The following is a 20,184-nucleotide window of genomic DNA, read 5'->3' on the forward strand; positions in this document are numbered from 1 at the left end:
GCCTCAGTACCTCTTTCTCCCAGCCTACTGAAGCGACAAGCTGGACCGGATGAACCGGATGACACGGGAATTATGCAAAGAGACAGTTGTTGATTCATTTGGGTTCTTCAGCGAAGAGAACCGCAGGAAGGACGAGAAGATGTCGCATTCGTACAGCAAGGACGAGCAGTCACTCGATCGGTTGACTCCCGAGCAGTTCCGAGTAACTCAGAAAAACGGCACCGAGCGAGCTTTCGACAACGAATACTGGGATAACCACGAGCGTGGTCTGTACGTGGACGTCGTAACGGGCGAGCCGTTGTTCTCCTCGGCGGACAAATTCGAATCTCACTCTGGGTGGCCGAGCTTCACCAGGCCCGTCGCGCCGCAGAATGTGGTTGCGAAGCGAGATTTCAGCCACCTGATGGTTCGCACCGAAATACGGTCCGCGAACGGGGACTCTCACCTGGGACACCTTTTCGAAGATGGTCCGAAGGTCGATGGTGGCTTGCGGTACTGCATGAACTCGGCAGCGCTGCGGTTCATCCCCGTCGATCGCCTCGAGGCCGAGGGTTACGGTGACTATCGCGCACAGGTCGACAGCATCGAAGATAGTTCAGACGAAGGAGCGCAGAAGTGACTACATCTACGGAGACCGCCATCCTCGCCGGAGGCTGCTTCTGGGGAGCACAAGAACTGATCAGGCATCGGCCGGGTGTTGCCTCTACTCGCGTCGGATACTCCGGGGGTGACGTCGCCAACGCGACCTACCGAAATCACGGAACCCACGCCGAGTCCGTGGAAATCGTTTTCGATCCGGAGCAGATCTCCTACCGCGACATCCTGGAGTTCTTCTTTCAGATCCACGACCCTTCCACGAAGAACCGTCAGGGCAACGATGTCGGCGTCAGCTACCGCTCGGCGATTTATTACACGAGCGAGGAGCAGAAGCGCGTCGCCCTCGACACGATCGCCGATGTAGATGCGTCGGGTCTGTGGCCGGGCAAGGTCGTCACCGAGGTGGAGTCGGCCGGACCGTTCTGGGAGGCAGAGCCCGAGCATCAGGACTACCTGCAGAACTACCCGAGTGGCTACACGTGTCACTTCGTTCGTCCCGGCTGGAAGCTTCCACACCGCGAAGCCGCCACCAGCTGACGAGCGCATCTTCACGTGTTGTGGCCCCGAGCTCGAGCTCGGGGCCACTTCTCGTTCGGGGCAATACTCGAGATCCCGGTGACGGTCCGCTGATTGCTCGTCCCGTGGGGTGGACCAGTATCGTGGGCGCCAGCAGGCCTCATCGACGATCAACGACCGAGTACCGCCGAAAAGTCGGAGCATTCAACTTCCCATGCATGTCCAGCCCCAATTTCTCGCCGGCGACGAGAACGAGGCGACGGCCCCACCGCGCCCGACCTCGGCCTCCGAAGTACGGGTAGATCTCAACGGACTCCGTGGGATCGCTATCGCCCTCGTCGTCGTCTTCCACATCTGGATGGGACGGGTCTCCGGCGGCGTCGACGTCTTCCTGACGTTGAGCGGCTTCTTCTTCACTGCCTCGCTCCTTCGCACCGCGCAGTCCGGCGGAAGTATCGATCCGATCACGCGGGTTCGACGAATTCTACGCAGGCTCGGACCCCCACTGATGGTGGTTCTGGCTGCTGTCGCCCTTGCCGCCCTGGCTCTTCTGCCCCGCACTCGATGGGCAGACGTAGGCGATCAGCTGATATCTGCAGTGTTCTTCTACACGAACTGGCAACTTGCGTGGACGGCACAGGACTATCTGGCAGCGGACCAGAGTGTCAGCCCGGTTCAACATCTCTGGTCCGTAGCCGTGCAGTTCCAGTTCTATCTGCTCGCGATGGCTGTCGTCTTCGGCCTCGCTTGGATCGTCCGTCGTTCCAGGGTTGGGCGGCAGATGAGCCCGCCTGCCGGTCTCTACCTCGTGTTGTTCGCAGGTGCCGCGCTTCTGTCCTTCGTCTACGCCGCAGATGGCACCAGCGAAATGCAGTCGTGGAACTACTACGACACCGGAGCACGCTTGTGGGAGATCCTGATCGGAGCGGCAATCGCAGCATTGTTCGCGGCCCGCCAAGCCCGCGACCGCCCGGCACACCGATGGCGGGACGGGCAGTCGTGGGTCGGTCGGTGGGCGCGCACGCTGCTCGCCGTCGCCGGACTGACGGCCATCGCCCTGTGCGGGTTCGTTCTCGACGGCGTCCGGGAGTTCCCTGGCCCGTGGGCGCTGCTGCCCGTCTCGGCGACCGTCGCGCTGATTCTCGCCGGCCCGGCGACCCCCGTCGCGCAGCTGATGAGCACACGGTTCGGAGTGTGGCTGGGCTCGATTGCCTTCCCCCTGTACCTGTGGCACTGGCCGATCCTGATCTTCGCGTTGTTCTTGACCGGCGAGCCATCCGCCGGCCCGACTCTGGGATCGGTCATTATCGTCTTGTCGGTACTTCTCGCAATGGCAACAGTTCACTTGGTCGAAAAGCCATTGCAATCGCCTGACACATCGGCCCCCAAAGTGTTGATCACCGTCGTGTCAACGGTGACAGCAGCCGTCGTGGTCTGTGGTTCTCTCGGATGGAACTACTACATCGAACGCTCCGTCGCTGACCTGCAGGCCGGCGGCATCGTCGATACATCTACGCATCCGGGCGCACTCGTTCTCACCGACAGCGCACTCGCCGAGGACGCCGAGGTAGTACCCGCATTGTTCTCCGCGCCTGCAGACCTCCCCATCACGACGATCGAGGGATGCATCGCGGACTTCGATACCCGTGACGTCATCAGCTGCGAGTACGGGAACAAAGGTTCCGAACGGACCATAGCCCTGGCTGGAGGTTCGCACGCCGAGCAGTGGATTACCGCCCTGGACCAACTCGGACGCGAGAAAGGGTTTCGTGTAGTCACCTATCTCAAGATGGGGTGTCCACTCACCGTCGGAAGCATGCCGATGCTCGGTGACAGCGAATACCCCGGTTGTCTCGACTGGACCGACTCCGTTCTCGGCGAAATCGAGCGGAACAAACCCGACTACGTCTTCACCAACTCCACGCGTCCACATCCCGACGACCACGGCGACGTCACCCCGGATTCGTACGTACAGGTGTGGGCCCAGCTGGCCGATCACGGAGTACCGGTTCTCGGCGTCCGCGACAATCCATGGCTCGATCGCGACGGCGTTGCGTACCGAGCGGCCGACTGTTTGGCCGAAGGTGGAACCTCTACGTCATGCGGAGTGCCCCGCCAGAACGCTTTCTCCCCACTCGACCCGGCGCTGGCCGCGTCGTTCCGTTACCCAGGCGTACATCTACTCGACCTTTCCAACGCACTGTGCGACGGTCCGGTATGCCGGGTGATTCAGGGCAACGTCCTCGTCTATCGCGACGAGCATCACCTCACCGCAACGTACGTTCGCACTCTGACAACCGAGTTGAGTCGGCAGATTGCGTCGGCGACCGGTTGGTGGTGAGCCGGCTACACCGGGCCACAGTAAGGTTGTCCCATGCCTGAGGACGCTCCCACCGAAACACTCGAGATCGCAGTCTGGCCGGGCTCCGCCTATCCACTGGGAGCAACCTACGACGGGGCGGGTACCAACTTCGCACTCTTCTCCGAGGTCGCCGACGCTGTCGATCTATGCCTGATCGCCGACGACGGCACCGAAACTCGAGTCCGTTTCGAGGAGTCCGACGGTTACGTCTGGCATGGGTATCTGCCCTCGGTGGTACCCGGGCAGCAGTACGGATTCCGCGTTCATGGACCGTGGGATCCGAGCAACGGGCACCGGTGCGATCCGAGCAAACTACTCCTCGACCCGTACGGGAAGGCCTTCGAAGGTGACTTCGACGGTGACCGCTCGTTGTTCTCCTACAGCCTCGACGCACCCGAACCCGAAGCCGAAGCTCCCGCGGAACCGGCGGCAGAGAGCGTCGGCACAGTCTTCGAAGACGAGACCGATCTCGACGATCCAGACGGTGAAGTAGTCGAAGAAGACCCGATCGCGCACGACGAGTCACCGAGCGAGGACTTCCCGCAGTACGACTCGCTGGGCCACACGATGACCACCGTCGTCATCAACCCGTTCTTCGACTGGCAGTCCGACAGAGCGCCCAAGCGGCCGTACCACGAGACGGTCATCTACGAAGCCCACGTCAAAGGTATGACGGTGGCACATCCCGACATCCCGGAGTCGCTTCGCGGCACGTATGCAGGGCTGGCGCACCCGGCGATCATCGACCACCTGCTGAACCTCGGAATCACCGCGATCGAATTGATGCCGGTCCATCAATTCATGCAGGACCAGACCCTGCTCGATCAAGGCTTACGAAACTACTGGGGCTACAACACCTTCGGATTCCTTGCACCGCACGCCGACTACTCGTCCAACCCCACCGCAGGTGGCGCAGTGACGGAGTTCAAAGCGATGGTTCGGGCGTTCCACGACGCCGGCATCGAAGTCATTCTCGACGTGGTCTACAACCACACCGCCGAGGGCAACCATATGGGCCCGACCATCAGCTTTCGCGGCATCGACAACGCCGCCTACTACCGATTGGTCGACGGCGACGAAAAGCACTACATGGACTACACCGGCACCGGCAACAGCCTCAACGCCCGGCATCCACACACCCTGCAGCTCATCATGGATTCGCTGCGCTACTGGGTCACCGAGATGCACGTCGACGGTTTCCGATTCGACCTCGCATCGACACTGGCTCGTGAACTCCACGACGTGGACCGTCTGAGCGCGTTCTTCGATCTGGTGCAACAGGACCCGGTCGTCAGTCAGGTGAAACTGATCGCCGAGCCGTGGGATATCGGCGAAGGCGGATATCAGGTCGGAAACTTCCCGGGCTTGTGGACCGAATGGAACGGCAAGTACCGCGATACCGTGCGCGACTACTGGCGCGGCGAACCCGCCACCCTCGGTGAGTTCGCATCGCGACTGACCGGATCCTCGGACCTGTACGAGGCGACAGGACGCCGCCCAGGGGCGAGCATCAACTTCGTCATCGCGCACGACGGCTTCACGCTCAACGACCTCGTGTCTTACAACGACAAACACAACGAGGCCAACGGCGAAGGCAACAACGACGGTGAGAGTCACAACCGTTCGTGGAACTGCGGCGTCGAAGGCCCGACCGACGATCCCGAGGTCCTCGAACTTCGCAGTCGCCAAGTCCGCAACATCATGGCCACGCTGTTGCTCAGCCAGGGCACGCCGATGATTGCGCACGGCGACGAACTCGGCCGAACGCAGCAAGGCAACAACAATGTCTACTGCCAGGACTCGGAGTTGGCGTGGATGGACTGGTCGCTCGCCGAGACCAATGCCGATCTCATCGAGTTCACCCGCAATGCCATCGCGTTGCGCAACGACCATCCGGTGTTCCGCCGCCGTCGATTCTTCGAGGGTCGCCCGATTCGTAGCGGTGAGCAGGCACGCGACATCGCGTGGTTGACACCTTCCGGCGAGGAGATGACGCCGGAGGACTGGGACAGCGGATTCGGCAAGAGCCTGACGGTGTTCCTGAACGGCGAGGGCATCCCCGAACCGAATCAGCGCGGGGAACGAGTGGTCGACGACTCGTTCCTGATGTGCTTCAACGCCCATCACGAGAGCATCGAGTTCGTCACACCCGATGGGAACTACGCGAAGGAATGGACCGTCGCGCTCGACACTGCCACGCCGACCGGGGTGAGTGAGAATGTCATCGAAGCGGGTACACCGGTCAAGGTGGCCGCCCGGTCGCTCCTCGTTCTACGAAAGACGGACTGACCTATGCCGATCCCGTCCAGCACGTATCGACTTCAACTGCGCGGGGATGGATTCACTCTCGACGACGCCCGAGACCTCGTCGACTATCTCGACGATCTCGGCGTCACCCATGCGTACCTGTCTCCAATCCTGACAGCTACCGAAGGCTCGACGCACGGGTACGACGTCGTGGATCCGCAGACGATCTCTGCTGCTCTCGGTGGTCGGGCAGCATTCGAGGCACTCGTGACCGAGCTTCACTCACGGGGAATGGGTGTGATCGTCGACATCGTGCCCAATCACGTCGGTGTCGAAGACCCGCAGCAGAACGCGTGGTGGTGGGATGTTCTCGCTCGTGGCAGAGATTCCGAACACGCCGACTGGTTCGACATCGACTGGCGCAGCGACAACGGCACCGATGGAAAGATCGCCCTCCCGGTACTCGGATCCGAAGAGGACACAAGGGAACTGGCGATCGACCGGTCCGGTGACAAGCCTCTGCTCGCGTATTACGACCACAGGTTTCCGATCGCCGAGGGAACCGAGGACGGTGACGCCGAGCAGGTACATGCCCGTCAGGCCTACCGTTTGGTCAGCTGGAAGGCGGGCCTGGTCGGCTACCGACGATTCTTCTCGGTCAATGGCCTTGCCGGACTTCGCCAAGAAGACTATGACGTCTTCACCGCCTCGCACCAGCAGGTCAGCAGCTGGATGTCGGACGGGCTCGTCGACGGTCTGCGAGTCGATCACCCGGATGGCCTCGCCGATCCGGCCGGTTACCTGACCGAACTCCGAGAGGTGATCGGTCCGGACCGTTGGCTGGTAGTGGAAAAGATCCTCGCGCGCGGCGAACCCCTGGACGAATCTCTGCCGGTCGACGGAACCACCGGATACGACGCTCTAGCCGATCTCGGCGGGGTGTTCATCGACCCGAACGGTGCGGAGGCCCTCGGCGAGCTGTCGCGGGTCTACACGGGTGTAGTCAACGATACGAGATGGCTTCACGAGACCGAGCGGGCCTTGAAAGTCTCTGTCGCACAAGGTGATCTGGCGCCCGAGGTTTCTCGCCTGAGCCGTGCGATCGCGCGGGAGTCCTCAGCGGCCATCTCTCACGAAGGCATTGCTGCCGCGGTGGTCGCACTGGTGTCTCGGATGCCGTACTACAGATCCGATTACGCCCCTCTCGCCGGCACTGTCGCAAGAGTCGTCGGCGAGGTACGCGCGAACGACCCGGCCCTCGGAGCCGGCCTCGATGCGGTGACAACCGCGCTCATTCGTGGCACCGAATCAGCCGCGCGGTTCGAGCAGGTATGCGGGGCCGTGACGGCCAAGGGCGTCGAGGATTGCCTGTTCTATCGCGCGACCCGGCTCATCTCGCTGCAGGAGGTCGGCGGCGATCCCGCCGAATTCGGCATCAGCCCAGCGCAGTTCCATCTCGCATCCGCGGACCGAGCCGTACGGTGGCCCGCCGCGATGACGACACTGTCCACTCATGACACCAAGCGCGGCGAGGATGTTCGTGCCCGCATCGGCGTGCTGTCGCAGACGCCCGAACTCTGGGCGCGCTGCCTGACCGACTGGGAACTGCTCGCGCCGAGCCCGGACGGGGCAACCGGACTATTCCTGTGGCAGAACGTCTTCGGGGTATGGCCCGCTGACGGCACGATCACCGAAGAATTTCGAGCCCGGCTTCACGCCTATGCCGAGAAAGCCGTCCGCGAAGCCGGTCTCCGCACCGGATGGAACGACGTCGAGACGACGTTCGAATCCTCTGTCCACGATTGGCTCGACTCCATCACGGCGGGGTCGATCGCTGAATCGGTCAGCATGCTGGTCTCGCGGCTCGATCCCCACGGCCGCAGCGACGCACTCGGACAGAAGCTTCTGCACCTCGTCGGGCCTGGTGTGCCCGACGTCTACCAAGGCACCGAACTGTGGGAGGACTCGCTCGTCGACCCGGACAACCGGCGCCCCGTCGACTACTCGGTGCGACGTGAACATCTCGCAGATACCGGCATACCCGTCGTCGACGGCAGCGGTGCGGCGAAATTCCATCTCGTCCGCACTGCGCTCCGACTCCGGCGTGAACGGCCGGACAGTTTCGTCGGTGGAACTTACGCGCCCATCTACGCCGTCGGATCCGCTGCGCCGCACGTCCTCGGATTCGCCCGCGGATCGGTACTCGCTGAACCCGATGTGATAGCCCTTGCCACCCGCCATTCGCTGACGCTCGCATCACAGGGTTGGGGATCGACAGCGGTGGTACTCCCCGACGGACAGTGGCGCGATCGTCTGACCGATTCCGTGTTCACGGGCGAGATTTCAGCGGAGGTGCTCTTCGCTTCGTTGCCCGTGGCATTGCTGGTACGCGAGAACTGAGGAGCTGCACCCATGATCCACCGTTTCCAAGTGTGGGCACCGACCCCCGAGAAGGTTCGACTGCATCTGGACGGCGACGTTCATGACATGGATCGTCAGGCCGACGGTTGGTGGTTCACCGAGAAGGAAGCTCAGCCGGACAGCCGATACGGGTTCCTTGTCGACCAGGACGACACCGTGATTCCGGATCCCCGTTCGCCGCGTCAACCGGACGGGGTGCACGCTCCTTCACAGCTGTACAGAGTGGACGAGTCGAAGTGGACCGATTCGACATGGACGGGCCGACAACTGCCAGGTGGCGCACTGTACGAGTTGCACATCGGAACCTTCACTCCCGAAGGCACATTCGACGCTGCCATCACCAAGCTCGACCATCTCGTCGACCTCGGTGTCACCTTCGTCGAGGTGATGCCGGTCAACGGGTTCAACGGCACCCACAACTGGGGTTACGACGGTGTGCTCTGGTACACCGTTCATGAGCCGTACGGTGGGCCGGAAGGTTTGCAGCGCTTCGTCGATGCCTGTCACCGACGGGGACTCGGAGTGGTACTCGACGTGGTCTACAACCATTTCGGCCCATCCGGCAACTACCTCGACCGCTTCGGACCGTATCTCGCTCAGGGGTCCAATTCGTGGGGCCAAGCGATCAACTACTCCGAGGCCGATTCGGGGCCGGTGCGGCGCTACGCAATCGAGAACGCGCTTCGATGGTTCTCCGAGTTCCACATCGACGGGCTCCGGCTCGATGCAGTCCATGCCATCGTCGACCACACTGCCGTCCACCTGCTCGAAGAATTGACTGTGGACACGCGTCGACTGTCGGCTCATCTAGGACGCCCACTGACTCTGATAGCCGAAAGCGACCTCAACGACCCCAGCCTCATCACTGCGCGGTCCGGCGGCGGATATGGCCTGGATGCGCAGTGGGACGACGACATTCACCATGCGATCCATGCTGCGGTGTCCGGTGAAAGACAGGGGTACTACGGAGATTTCGGTTCGCTGCAGACGTTGGCGAATACCCTGCGCCACGGATTCTTTCATGCGGGGACATACTCGAGCTTCCGAGGCCGGACGCATGGCCGTCCCATCGACACCCGCCGAATTCCGGCGAGTTCGTTCGTTACGTACACCACGACGCACGATCAGATCGGCAACCGTGCGACCGGTGACCGACCGGGCTTCTATCTCGATCCCGGTCAGTTGGCAGTCAAGGCCGCATTGGTGTTGGCCTCCCCCTACACACCGATGTTGTTCATGGGTGAAGAGTGGGGCGCGTCGACACCGTTTCAATTCTTCACCTCACACCCCGAACCCGAGCTGGGTAAGGCGACTGCCGATGGCCGCAAAGCGGAGTTCGCCGAGCATGGTTGGGACCGCGCGGACATTCCCGACCCTCAGGATCCGGAGACATTCCAGCGATCGACACTGGACTGGTCCGAACTCGGCGCCGGCGACCACGCGCAGCTACTCCAGATCTACCGCGATCTACTGTCCTTACGTCGTGAATACCCAGAGTTGACCGATCCGTGGCTCGAGAACTTTTCCGTCGACTACGACGAGGACGAGCGCTGGATCGTACTGCACCGCGGATCGCTACGACTGGCCTGCAACCTTGCACCGGACGAGGTTACGGTCCCGGTCGGCGGCACCCCTCTCCTGTCCTGGAGTCCGCCGACCTCGAACGAAACAGGCTCGGCCACAACCATCCCCGGCCATTCGTTCACCATCCTCGCAACCAACGCGCCTGCGGCTACGAAGTCGTGAACGAGACCGCAGACGGTTGAGCCGACCCGGTCATGCATCCGTTGTGGTGCCTCGCAGCTTGACGAATACCGCAATCGAGGTAGCAGCCATGACAACAGCGGTAGCCACCGACGCAACGTGCATGCCGCTGATGAATGCCGCGTCAGCGGATTCGGACAAAAGTTCAGCGGTTCGAGCAGGAAGCGTGCGGGCGACGGCAACCGATCCGCCGAGCGTTTCCTGGGCGGACAACGCCTGAACCGGATCGAGGCCGGACACGTCGAGGCCTCGACGGAAGTACGACATGACGACCGTTCCGAGAATCGCAACGCCGAGCGCGATGCCGAGCTCGTACGCTGTCTCCGATACTGCGGACGCAGCACCTGCACGTTCGGGCTCGACCGCGCTCACGACCAGGTCCGAGGTGAGGGTCAGCGCTGTACCTGCGCCGGCACCGACAAGGACGAATCCTGCGATGAACAGTCCAGGTCCACCGTCGGCCCGAAGTCCTATCAGCAGAGCCGCGCCTACTGCGGCGACGGCCAACCCGGCTCCGAGCACCGTCCCCGGTGACCAGATGCGAACCAGGTAGGCCGCGATCAACGAGGTCACGATACTCGAGACAGTGCCGGGTAGTAGCAGCAGACCGGCCTGGAGCGGGCTGTTGCCCAAGACGAGCTGTAGATATTGAGCGCCGAAGAACAGGACTCCGGCAAGTGCGAACACCGACAGGAAGTTGGTGAACACCGCCGTCGAGAATGCAGGCTTGGCAAAGAGACGAAGGTCGATCATGGGTGATTCCAACGTTCGCTGACGTCGCACGAATGCGATACCTGCAGCGATGCCAACGGCTGCAGCGACGGCGTTGACCGTATCGAAACCATGCGTCGCGGTCTCCTTGATTGCGAAAACCAAAGGCACGAGGGCAGCGAGAGACAACGCAGAGCTGACTAGGTCGAATTTGCCGGGGTTCGGATCCTTCGATTCTGGGATCACCAGCGGTCCCAGCGCAATCAGCACGAGCATGACCGGAATGTTGATGAGGAACACAGATCCCCACCAGAAGTGCTCCAGAAGCCACCCGCCCACGAGCGGACCAGCGGCAGCACCGCCGCCCGCCATAGCGCCCCAGATCCCGATCGCCATGACCCGTTGACGCGAGTCGGTGAAGATCGTCCGAATGAGGCCGAGAGTCGCGGGCATCAATGTCGCACCGGATACGCCCTGAAGTATCCGCGCTGCGATGAGCATCTCGGGGCTGACGGAGAAGGCAGCGATGATCGATGCGATGCCGAATCCAGCGGCACCGATGAGCAAAAGCCGACGACGGCCGATCCGATCGCCGAGGGTGCCCATCGTGATGAGCAGACCTGCCAACACGAACGAATAGACGTCGATGATCCACAGCAGTTGATTACTGGTCGGCGCAAGGTCGGCGCTGATGAACGGCAGCGCAAGGTCGAGCACGGTGCCGTCGACTGCGATCAGAAGCACCGCGAACGCGAGCACCACCAGGCCGAGCCAGTCCTGTGTGGTGGCCCGGCGGTCAGGGGTGGATTGCATGCTGGGCATGCTCGACTCGTTCACGAACTTCTCCTCGGTTCTACAGTCTTCTACTAGACCGTCCAGACGGTACAGTTATCCAGAATAGCAGTTCACCGTCCAGTCGGTACAGTGCTGGATATGTCGTCTGACACACGTGATCGAATACTCGACGCCCTCGAGATGCTGCTACTCGACGAAGGATCCACGAAAGTGACACTCGAGAGTGTCGCCGCGTCGGCGGGGGTTTCGAAAGGAGGATTGCTCTACCACTTCAATACCAAAGACGCGATGATCGCCGCCATGGTCCGCAGACTCGGCGAGCGTTCGGACACGCAACGGGCCGAAGCCGAACGCGGAGGATCCACCGTCGCCCACTGGTATCTGCAACCACCGGGAACGATCTCCGACAAAGAGACGGCCCTCTACCGTTCGACCCTCGCCGTACTGCGTAGCGTCGACGGCAAGCCTGGAGAGATACAACAAGCCGTCATCGACATGATGCGACTCTGGGACGAGAGCCTCCAGGCCGAGATCGAGGACCCGGTGCACGCCGAGATCGTGAGACTCGTCGGCGACGGCATCTACCTGGGCGCGCTATTGAATCTGCCGCCGGTGGACCCGACACTGCATCAACAGGTCGTGGAACGGCTACTCGGATCCGATCACGTCAAATAGCGATATGCGGGTGTTCCGGGCTCCAACTGCTCAACCTGCAGATGAGACGAACGCATACGTTCGAGAAGCGAACCGAGTCCTGACGCGACCCCGAGTTGAATACCGACCAACGCCGCGCCGGTCTCACGGTTGTTTCGCTTCACGTACTCGAACAGGGTGATGTCGTCGTCCGGGCCGAGAACGTCGTCGAGAAAACGACGAAGTGCGCCTGGCTCCTGCGGAAAGTCGACGAGAAAGTAGTGCTTGAGTCCGAGGTGCACGAGGGAACGTTCGAGTATCTCGCCGTATCGCGACACATCATTGTTGCCACCCGAGATCAAGCACACCACAGTACTGCCGGGCGCAACCGAAATCTGATGCAGCGCAGCGACACTCAATGCGCCGGCCGGCTCGGCAATTACACCCTCGTTCTGGTACAGATCGAGCATGGCCGTGCAGATGGCCCCCTCGTCGATCTGCGTGACGAGAAACGGACCGGCGTCGAGGGTTCCCGGCCGAAAAGCAGGCATAGCCATGAGCGGCAACGACGCATGCGAGACAACCTCGGCGCCCAGGTTCTGCAGAGCCGCGTACGGTACGTCACCGATCCGACGGACTGCAGCGCCGTCGACGAAGGGATCGATCTCCGCCAGCGTCACCGGCCCGCCTGCGACGAGAGCGGCCGTCATCGATGCGGCTCCGGAGGGCTCCACCCCAACCAATGCGGACGCCGGGGAGCGCTCGCGCAGGTACGTCGAGATGCCTGCGATACAGCCACCACCACCCACTGGCATGACCACGGTGTCCGGAGCAGCACCGAGCTGCTCGATGATCTCGGCTGCAATTGTTCCCTGCCCTGCTACTGTCCGCGCATCGTCGAACGGTGGAACCATCGTTGCGCCTGTTCGCGCGACATCGGCCGCGGCAGAAGCACTGGCAGCGTCGAACGTGTCCCCGGTGACGATCAGTTCGACGAACTCACCACCATGGACGCGAATACGGTCACGCTTCTGTTTGGGAGTGTTGGCAGGAACATAGATCCGGCCGTGCACCTGCATCGATCGACACGCGAACGCCACACCCTGCGCGTGGTTCCCGGCGCTGGCAGTCACTACCCCGACCGCCAACTCCTCAGGGCTCAGCTGCGCCATCAGATTGTAGGCACCACGGATCTTGTACGAGCGAACGATCTGCAGGTCCTCGCGTTTGAGATAGACCTGCGCACCGGTAACAGCAGAGAGTCGTTCGCAGTATTGCAGCGGCGTCGCGGACACCACGCCCGAAATTCGTCGCGCAGCCGTGTCGATATCGTCCGCAGTGACTGCGAACGTGTGACTGTTGGTTACGACTACGTCAGGCGAGTTGGACACTCGTTCATGCTGCCACCAGCACAGTTCCCGATTCGAACCGGGCGTGCATTGCGCCATCGAAGACCTGCTGCGGCCGACCCCGAGCGTCTCGGAGTCGGCCGCAGCCTGTGGGCTCAGCCTATGGCTTACAGAGCCGTGGCGACCTTCCAGGCCGTATGAATCGCACCCTCGATGTAATCGACCGAGACAGCGTCACCCACAACCTGCACATCGGCAACTACACCCGCCAGCGCTTCGGCGAGCGGAGCCTGCGCCGAAACACCCGAAGCGACGACGACCATGGCGGCCGGCGCGGTCAACGTCTGGTCACCTACTCGGAACTCGACGTGGTCCTTGGTGATTCGCTGCACGGTCGCGTTGCGGTGGATCACCACACCGTGCTCCTTCGCATGGCGAACCGCAGTCCAGCGACGCGGCATCGCCATCGGCACGCCGAGCTGCTGCCCTTCTTCGAGCAACGTCACATTCCGTCCACGCTCGGCCAAGAACTCTGCGAGCTCGAGCCCCACGAGCGAGCCACCGACCACGACGACGTTCTTGCCCATCGGCAGGAACTTACGTGTCACGGTGCGGATTGCGGCGGGGCTCTTGGTGATGCCGGAGAGCTTGCCCAGCTTGGCCATGATCCGAAGGAAGGGTGGTACCTGTGAGGTGTCACCGGCACCGGTCATCAAGGCGCGCAGCGTGTCACCGGTGTGTACGTGCGGCAAGTCGCCACCCGGAACGCTGGGCCGATCACGAACTGCGCCGGTGGCCACCACGACCACATCCGCATCCAACGCCTTGATCGAGGCGACGGTGGCCTCGGTATTCAACCGGATGTCAACACCCAAACGCTCGACCTCGACCTTCAGCCACTTCAGCAGACGCCCATTGTCCGGAGTCGTAAGGCTCGAGAACCAGAGTGTGCCGCCGAGACGATCGGACTTGTCCAGCACCGTAACTCGGTGTCCGCGCTCGCTGGCCACGCGAGCAACCTCGAGTCCGCCGGGACCCGCGCCGACAACAACAACGTGCTTGGGAGTAGCGGTGCGCACGAGCGGAAGCATTGCTTCATTACCCAGGGCGGGGTTCACCGCACACAGCGGAGTCTCGTCCCAGAAGTTTTCCTGAACGCACACATAACAATTGATGCAGGGACGGACGCGCTCCGGCGTTCCGGCCTCGAGCTTGTTCACCAAGTCCGGATCAGCGAGCAGCTGGCGACCCATCGCCGCGAAGTCCGTGCGTCCTTCCGCGATCATCTTCTCGCTGACGTCGGGGAGCATACGTCCGACGGTGATCACGGGGATCGATATCGCCTGCTTGATTCGCGTTGCATTATCAGTGTAGAAGCCGACCTTGTCGGGCAGGGGCCCGTCGGTGAAGTTGGCGAAAGCGTTCAGTGCGGTACCGGTGACGTGGATGGCGTCAGCTCCGGCCTCCTCGAACATCTTTGCGGCCGCAACGGCTTCGTCGACGGTCAGCCCGTCGGTTTCGCCGTACTCTTGACCGGCCAGACGCACGATGACGGCAAGCGAATCGCCGACCTCCGCCTCGACCGCCCGAATAACTTCACAAGTCAGGCGAGCCCGATTCTCCATGGAACCGCCGTACTCGTCGCTGCGCTGATTCGTGTACCGACTCAGGAAGGCGCCGAGGACGTAGTTGTGGGCACAGTGAATCTCGACGGCGTCGCCACCCGCGGCCTTCACCCGTCCGGCAGCCTCGGCGAACATGCGGACCAGCCAATCCAGATCTTCCTTGGTGGCTTCGTGGTACGTCGCCTTCTTGCCCTCGTTGATGGCACCCATCTTGCCCAGTTCTTCGGGTGTGCAATCGATCATCGCACTCATGTCACTCGGCGGCTTCGGCATGGACGGCACCAGCTGCGGTCGGCCGTCGAGGGTGTCGATGCGCGCCACCTTGCCGTGGTGCGTCATCTGCACGCACAGCTTGCTGCCAGTGGCGTGCACCGCGTCCGCCAGCGCCTTGATTCCGGGGATGAACCGGTCTTCCGAGAGCCCCGGTTCCTTGCGGCTGGTGCATCCCACCGGGTAGGCAACAGCGCAGCAACCGGTGATGATCAGCCCTGTGCCACCGGCCGAGCGAGCAACGAAGTGGTCGATGTCACCCTTTTCGATTTCACCGTCGTGGCATAGGTTCATGTCCATTGCGGGCAGAACGACGCGGTTCGGAACGGTCATAGGGCCGATGGTCCCGGGGGCGAGCAGGTGCGGGAAAGTTTGGTTGCGGGTCACGAGTAGACGATAATTCGCTTTGCACCGTGACAATGAATCGCTCTCGATGAACGGGACTCCACGGCGAAATACGAACTGCCACCGGCGCGTTTCAGGCTCTGCTCAGCACGAAGACTGGTATTTCGCGATCGGTCTTTTTCTGGTAGTCCGCGTAGTCGGGATACGCCGCAACAGCGCGCTCCCACCACACCGCTTTGTCCTCGCCGGTGACCTCCCGCGCCACGTAGTCGGCCTTTTCCGTACCGTCCTGCAATTCGACATTCGGATCGGCAACCACGTTGTAGTACCACACCGGATGCTTCGGAGCTCCGCCCAAAGAGGCGACGACCGCGTACTCACCGTCGTGCTCGACCCTCATCAACGGTGTCTTACGAAGCTTGCCCGTCTTGTTCCCCTTGGTGGTCAGCAGAACTACCGGCATCCCATTCATGGATGTGCCTTGCGTGCCCCCCGATTCCTCGAGAAGTTCGGCCTGCTTACGGGCCCAGTCGGAGGTGCTCGGTTCGTATTCCCCTGTCAACGGCATGGCGTCCAGTCAACACCTACTCGGGCCCCCATGCCACCAGTGCCGACTTTCTTCCCGTTGCGCGATGACACGGAATACCCGACACCGAAGTTCGGTAGCCCGAAACCTTGGGTACGTATAACCTGAACAAGAATGCGCTACCTCCGATTGGAGCACCGAGATGACACACGCCGAGACGACAGCCGGTACGCGTACGCGCTTGCGCACAGTGGATATCGCCGGCACACCGTGGCCGGTGTACAAGCTCGAAGCTCTCGCCGTAGGCGTTCTGGTGCTGCTCGGCGCATTGGCACTGACTACTTCACTGCAGGTAGCCGTTCTCGGTAGCGCATGCGCGACGGTCCTCGCCTGGTGGTCCCTGAGGCTCGCGGAAGCGCTCAGCCCGCCAAGCAGCCAGGACCGAACAGTGCCTTCAAATCACCCATCAACGCCGACGTCGGGGTAACCCGCAGACTGTCGTCGAGCTTCATTGCGGTCACCTTGTCTCCGCTCACCAGACGCAGATGCACATCCGAAGTACCCGGGTGAGACATCAATATCTTCTTCAGTGCACCGACTTTGTCGGCCGTGCACTGACGGGTCGGAAGGCTGACGGCCAATGGCTTCGCAACTCCGACAGCCGAGAGATCCGGTACCGCGAGATCGTTGGCGATCAGTGAAATCCGGTCGTCACGCACCGATACTCGACCCTTGACCAGTACCACGGAATCTTCGGTCACATCTGCCCCGAAGACCGAATACGCCTGCGGGAAGAACAGCACCTCGATGCCGCCGACGAGGTCTTCCAGTTGCGCCGATGCCCAGGTAAGACCGTTCTTGTTGACGCGCCGGTTGACCGAGGCGAGAATTCCGCCGATGGTGACCTGGGTGCCGTCCTTGACGTCCCCTTCGAGAATCGCCGGAATGTTGGTGTCCGACTGCGCATTCAGCATGTGCTCGACACCCAGCAGCGGGTGACCGGACACATACAGACCGAGCATTTCTCGTTCGAGTGCCAGACGATGCTTCGAATCCCACTCCTCGTCCGGAACACGCACATTGAAGACCGCTGAGATCGACTCGTCGGCGTCCTCGCCACCGAAGAGGTCGAACTGCCCGATCGCCTCGGCCTTCTTGGTGCCCATCACCGCATCGATAGCGTCGGCGTGAATGAGCATCAACCCTTTTCGAGGGTGGTCCAGTGAATCGAAGGCGCCCGCCTTGATGAGCGACTCGGTGACCTTCTTGCTACATGCAACAGCATCGATCTTCTGGAGATAGTCGGAGAAGTCGGTGTACTTCGACTTTTCCGCCCTCGCACGAAGGATGGAGGCTACGACGTTGGTTCCGACGTTGCGCACCGCGCCGAGACCGAAGCGAATATCCGTGCCGACGGAGGCGAAGTTGAGTTCGGATTCGTTGACGTCCGGTGGCAACACGGTGATACCGAGCTTGCGGCAGTCGGCCAGATACAGCGCAGCCTTGTCCTTGTCGTCGCCGACACTGGTAAGAAGCCCTGCCATGTATTCGGCGGGGTAGTTCGCCTTCAGATACGCCGTCCAATAGGACACCAGACCGTAACCGGCGGAGTGCGACTTGTTGAACGCGTAACCGGCGAACGGCAAAACCGTATCCCACAGCGCCTTGATAGCTGCCTCGGAAAAACTGTTGTCCAGCATGCCCTGCCGGAAACCGGCATACGCCTTCTCCAGCTCCGAAAGTTTCTTCTTACCCATCGCCCGACGCAGCAGGTCGGCCTGACCGAGCGAGTACCCGGCCACCTTCTGCGCCAACTGCATGATCTGCTCCTGGTACACGACCAGTCCGTAGGTCTCGCCGAGAATCACCTTGAGGGGTTCTTCGAGTTCGGCGTGGATGGGCTTGACCTCTTGTCGAGCATTCTTACGATCTGCGTAATCGTTGTGCGAGTTCATCCCCATCGGGCCCGGGCGGTACAACGCGAGAACTGCGACGATGTCCTCGAAACCGGTGGGCTGCATGCGTCGGAGCAAGTCTCGCATTGCACTGCCGTCGAGCTGGAACACGCCGAGAGTGTCACCGCGCGAGAGCAATTCGAACGTCGCCGGATCATCGAGCGGCAACGCATCGAGGTCGATGTCGATACCCCTGTTGGCCTTGATGTTCTCGATTGCATCACCGATGACGGTGAGGTTTCGCAGCCCGAGGAAGTCCATCTTGAGCAGACCGATCGCCTCACACGACGGGTAGTCCCAGCCGGTGATGATCGCGCCGTCCTGTGCACGTTTCCAGACCGGGATCGCGTCGGTGAGCGGCTCGGAGGACATGATCACCGCGCAGGCGTGCACACCGGCGTTACGGATCAGCCCTTCGAGACCCTTGGCCGTTTTGTAGATCGTCGCCACGTCGGGATTGGAATCGATGAGCGCACGGACTTCGGTGGCTTCCTTGTACCGCTCGTGCGCCGGATCGGTGATCCCGGCAACCGAGATGTCCTTGGCCATGATGGGAGGTGGAAGCGCCTTGGTGATCTGATCGGCGATACCGAACCCCGGCTGCCCGAACTGAACACGCGCAGCATCCTTGATCGCGGCCTTCGTCTTGATGGTTCCGAAGGTGATGACCTGAGCGACGCGGTCGCTGCCCCACTTCTCGGTTGCATAACGGACCATCTCACCGCGTCGGCGATCATCGAAGTCGATATCGATATCGGGCATCGACACGCGCTCGGGGTTCAGGAACCGCTCGAACAACAGTCCGTGCGGAAGCGGATCGATGTTGGTGATCCCCATCGAGTACGCCACGAGAGAGCCTGCAGCCGAGCCACGGCCTGGCCCTACTCGGATGCCGACGGCCTTTGCGTGGTTGATGAGGTCTCCGACGACGAGGAAGTACGCCGGGAACCCCATTTCGAGAATGACGCCGATCTCGTATTCGGCCCGGGCGAGGTATTCCTCGGTCGGGCCATCGGGGAAACGGCGGTCCAGCCCGGTCATGACCTCGTGCCGAAGCCACGTTCCCTGGGTGTGTCCTTCGGGAACTGGGAAGATCGGCATGCGGTCACGGTGCGCCCACACGTCGTCGTAAGGCTGGACGCGCTCGGCGATGGCAAGCGTGCTGTCGCAGGCGCCAGGAACCTGGTCGTCCCATAGTTCGCGCATTTCTGCTGCCGACTTGAGGTAGTAACCGTCGCCGTCGAACTTGAAGCGGGTGGGATCGCTGAGAGTCTTGCCCGTCTGAATGCACAGCAGCGCCTCGTGATTGACCGCTGCGTCTTTCGTGACGTAATGGCAGTCGTTCGTGGCGAGTGGCGGGATCGACAGCTTCTTGCTGATCTCGAGCAGCCCTTCGCGGACTCGGCGCTCGATCGACAGCCCATGGTCCATCAACTCGACGAAGAAGTTCTCCGGGCCCCAGATTTCCTGCCACTTGGCGGCAGCCTCCATCGCCTCGCGATCCTGACCGAGCCGAAGTCGCGTCTGCACCTCACCCGACGGACACCCGGTGGTGGCGATGATGCCTTCTGCATGTGTGGCGATGAGCTCTTCGTCCATCCGTGCCCACTTGCCCAATTGGCCCTCGATGGATGCCAGCGAGGACAACTTGAACAAGTTGCGCAGACCGGTGGCATTCTCGGCGACCATCGTCATGTGGGTGTACGCGCCACTGCCGGAGACGTCGTCGGACTTCTGACTCCGGTCACCCCAGAGCACACGCTTCTTGTTGAATCTCGACTCGGGCGCGACATATGCCTCGATGCCGATGATCGGCTTGATGCCCGCCTTCTTGGCCTCGTTGTAGAACTCGCTCGCGCCATACATGTTGCCGTGGTCGGTCATTCCAACCGCGGTCATCCCCAAGCGTCCGGCCTCGGCGAACATCGGCGCGATCTTCGCGGCCCCGTCGAGCATCGAGTACTCGGTGTGGTTATGCAGATGAACGAACGAGTCAGCCACGAACATGTCTCCTGAAGGTCGAACTGTGTGTGAATCTCGGCCCGAAAGTCTCGGGCAGTGCCAATCG

At 61.9% G+C, this 20,184-nt stretch carries 12 protein-coding genes; 7 read left to right on the forward strand and 5 right to left on the reverse strand.

Annotation, left to right across the window (positions count from 1 at the left end; translation table 11 throughout):
• Nucleotides 1–139 precede the first annotated feature (139 nt).
• From msrB to treZ, 6 genes are all read left to right on the forward strand, one after another.
• Complete coding sequence (gene msrB / locus O1W68_RS12450; RefSeq protein WP_269303958.1) at nucleotides 140–619, forward strand: peptide-methionine (R)-S-oxide reductase MsrB; 480 nt, start codon at nucleotides 140–142, stop codon at nucleotides 617–619.
• Complete coding sequence (gene msrA, locus O1W68_RS12455; RefSeq protein ID WP_269303959.1) at nucleotides 616–1,134, forward strand: peptide-methionine (S)-S-oxide reductase MsrA; 519 nt, start codon at nucleotides 616–618, stop codon at nucleotides 1,132–1,134. Before msrB ends, msrA begins: the two co-directional genes overlap by 4 nt.
• Nucleotides 1,135–1,327: 193 nt before the next feature.
• Entirely contained in the window at nucleotides 1,328–3,454 is a 2,127-nt protein-coding gene (locus O1W68_RS12460; RefSeq protein ID WP_269303961.1) for an acyltransferase family protein, read from the forward strand.
• A 33-nt stretch (nucleotides 3,455–3,487) separates the two neighbouring features.
• A complete protein-coding gene (glgX, locus tag O1W68_RS12465) occupies nucleotides 3,488–5,764 on the forward strand; it encodes a glycogen debranching protein GlgX (protein ID WP_269303962.1) in 2,277 nt (758 codons plus the stop codon).
• Between the two features lie 3 nt (nucleotides 5,765–5,767).
• Nucleotides 5,768–8,122: a malto-oligosyltrehalose synthase gene (gene treY / locus O1W68_RS12470; RefSeq protein WP_269303964.1), complete on the forward strand. Its 2,355-nt coding sequence runs from the start codon at nucleotides 5,768–5,770 to the stop codon at nucleotides 8,120–8,122.
• A gap of 15 nt (nucleotides 8,123–8,137) precedes the next feature.
• Nucleotides 8,138–9,889 carry a malto-oligosyltrehalose trehalohydrolase gene (gene treZ, locus O1W68_RS12475; protein ID WP_269304499.1) on the forward strand — a complete coding sequence of 584 codons (1,752 nt, stop codon included), beginning with the start codon at nucleotides 8,138–8,140 and terminating at the stop codon, nucleotides 9,887–9,889.
• Between the two features lie 30 nt (nucleotides 9,890–9,919).
• Here treZ and O1W68_RS12480 read toward each other — a convergent pair whose 3' ends face one another.
• Entirely contained in the window at nucleotides 9,920–11,440 is a 1,521-nt protein-coding gene (locus O1W68_RS12480; RefSeq protein ID WP_269304500.1) for an MFS transporter, read from the reverse strand.
• A 111-nt stretch (nucleotides 11,441–11,551) separates the two neighbouring features.
• On the opposite strand from O1W68_RS12480, the gene O1W68_RS12485 reads away from it, so the two are divergent.
• Nucleotides 11,552–12,088, forward strand: a complete 537-nt coding sequence (locus O1W68_RS12485) for a TetR/AcrR family transcriptional regulator (protein WP_269303965.1) — start codon at nucleotides 11,552–11,554, stop codon at nucleotides 12,086–12,088.
• Here O1W68_RS12485 and ilvA read toward each other — a convergent pair.
• The 4 genes from ilvA to dnaE form a co-directional block, all read right to left on the reverse strand.
• A complete protein-coding gene (gene ilvA, locus O1W68_RS12490) occupies nucleotides 12,076–13,437 on the reverse strand; it encodes a threonine ammonia-lyase IlvA (protein WP_269303967.1) in 1,362 nt (453 codons plus the stop codon). The genes O1W68_RS12485 and ilvA overlap by 13 nt on opposite strands.
• Nucleotides 13,438–13,562: 125 nt before the next feature.
• Nucleotides 13,563–15,677 (reverse strand): oxidoreductase, encoded by a 2,115-nt coding sequence (locus O1W68_RS12495; RefSeq protein ID WP_269303969.1) that lies wholly within the window; start codon nucleotides 15,675–15,677, stop codon nucleotides 13,563–13,565.
• Nucleotides 15,678–15,768: 91 nt separating this feature from the next.
• Nucleotides 15,769–16,203, reverse strand: a complete 435-nt coding sequence (locus tag O1W68_RS12500; protein WP_269303971.1) for a nitroreductase family deazaflavin-dependent oxidoreductase — start codon at nucleotides 16,201–16,203, stop codon at nucleotides 15,769–15,771.
• A 377-nt stretch (nucleotides 16,204–16,580) separates the two neighbouring features.
• Nucleotides 16,581–20,117, reverse strand: coding sequence for a DNA polymerase III subunit alpha (gene dnaE / locus O1W68_RS12510; protein ID WP_269303975.1), 3,537 nt, complete (start codon nucleotides 20,115–20,117; stop codon nucleotides 16,581–16,583).
• Nucleotides 20,118–20,184: the final 67 nt, after the last annotated feature.

Origin of the sequence: Rhodococcus sp. H36-A4 (assembly GCF_027158005.1) — a bacterium.
Classification (GTDB): Bacteria; Actinomycetota; Actinomycetes; order Mycobacteriales; family Mycobacteriaceae; genus Rhodococcoides.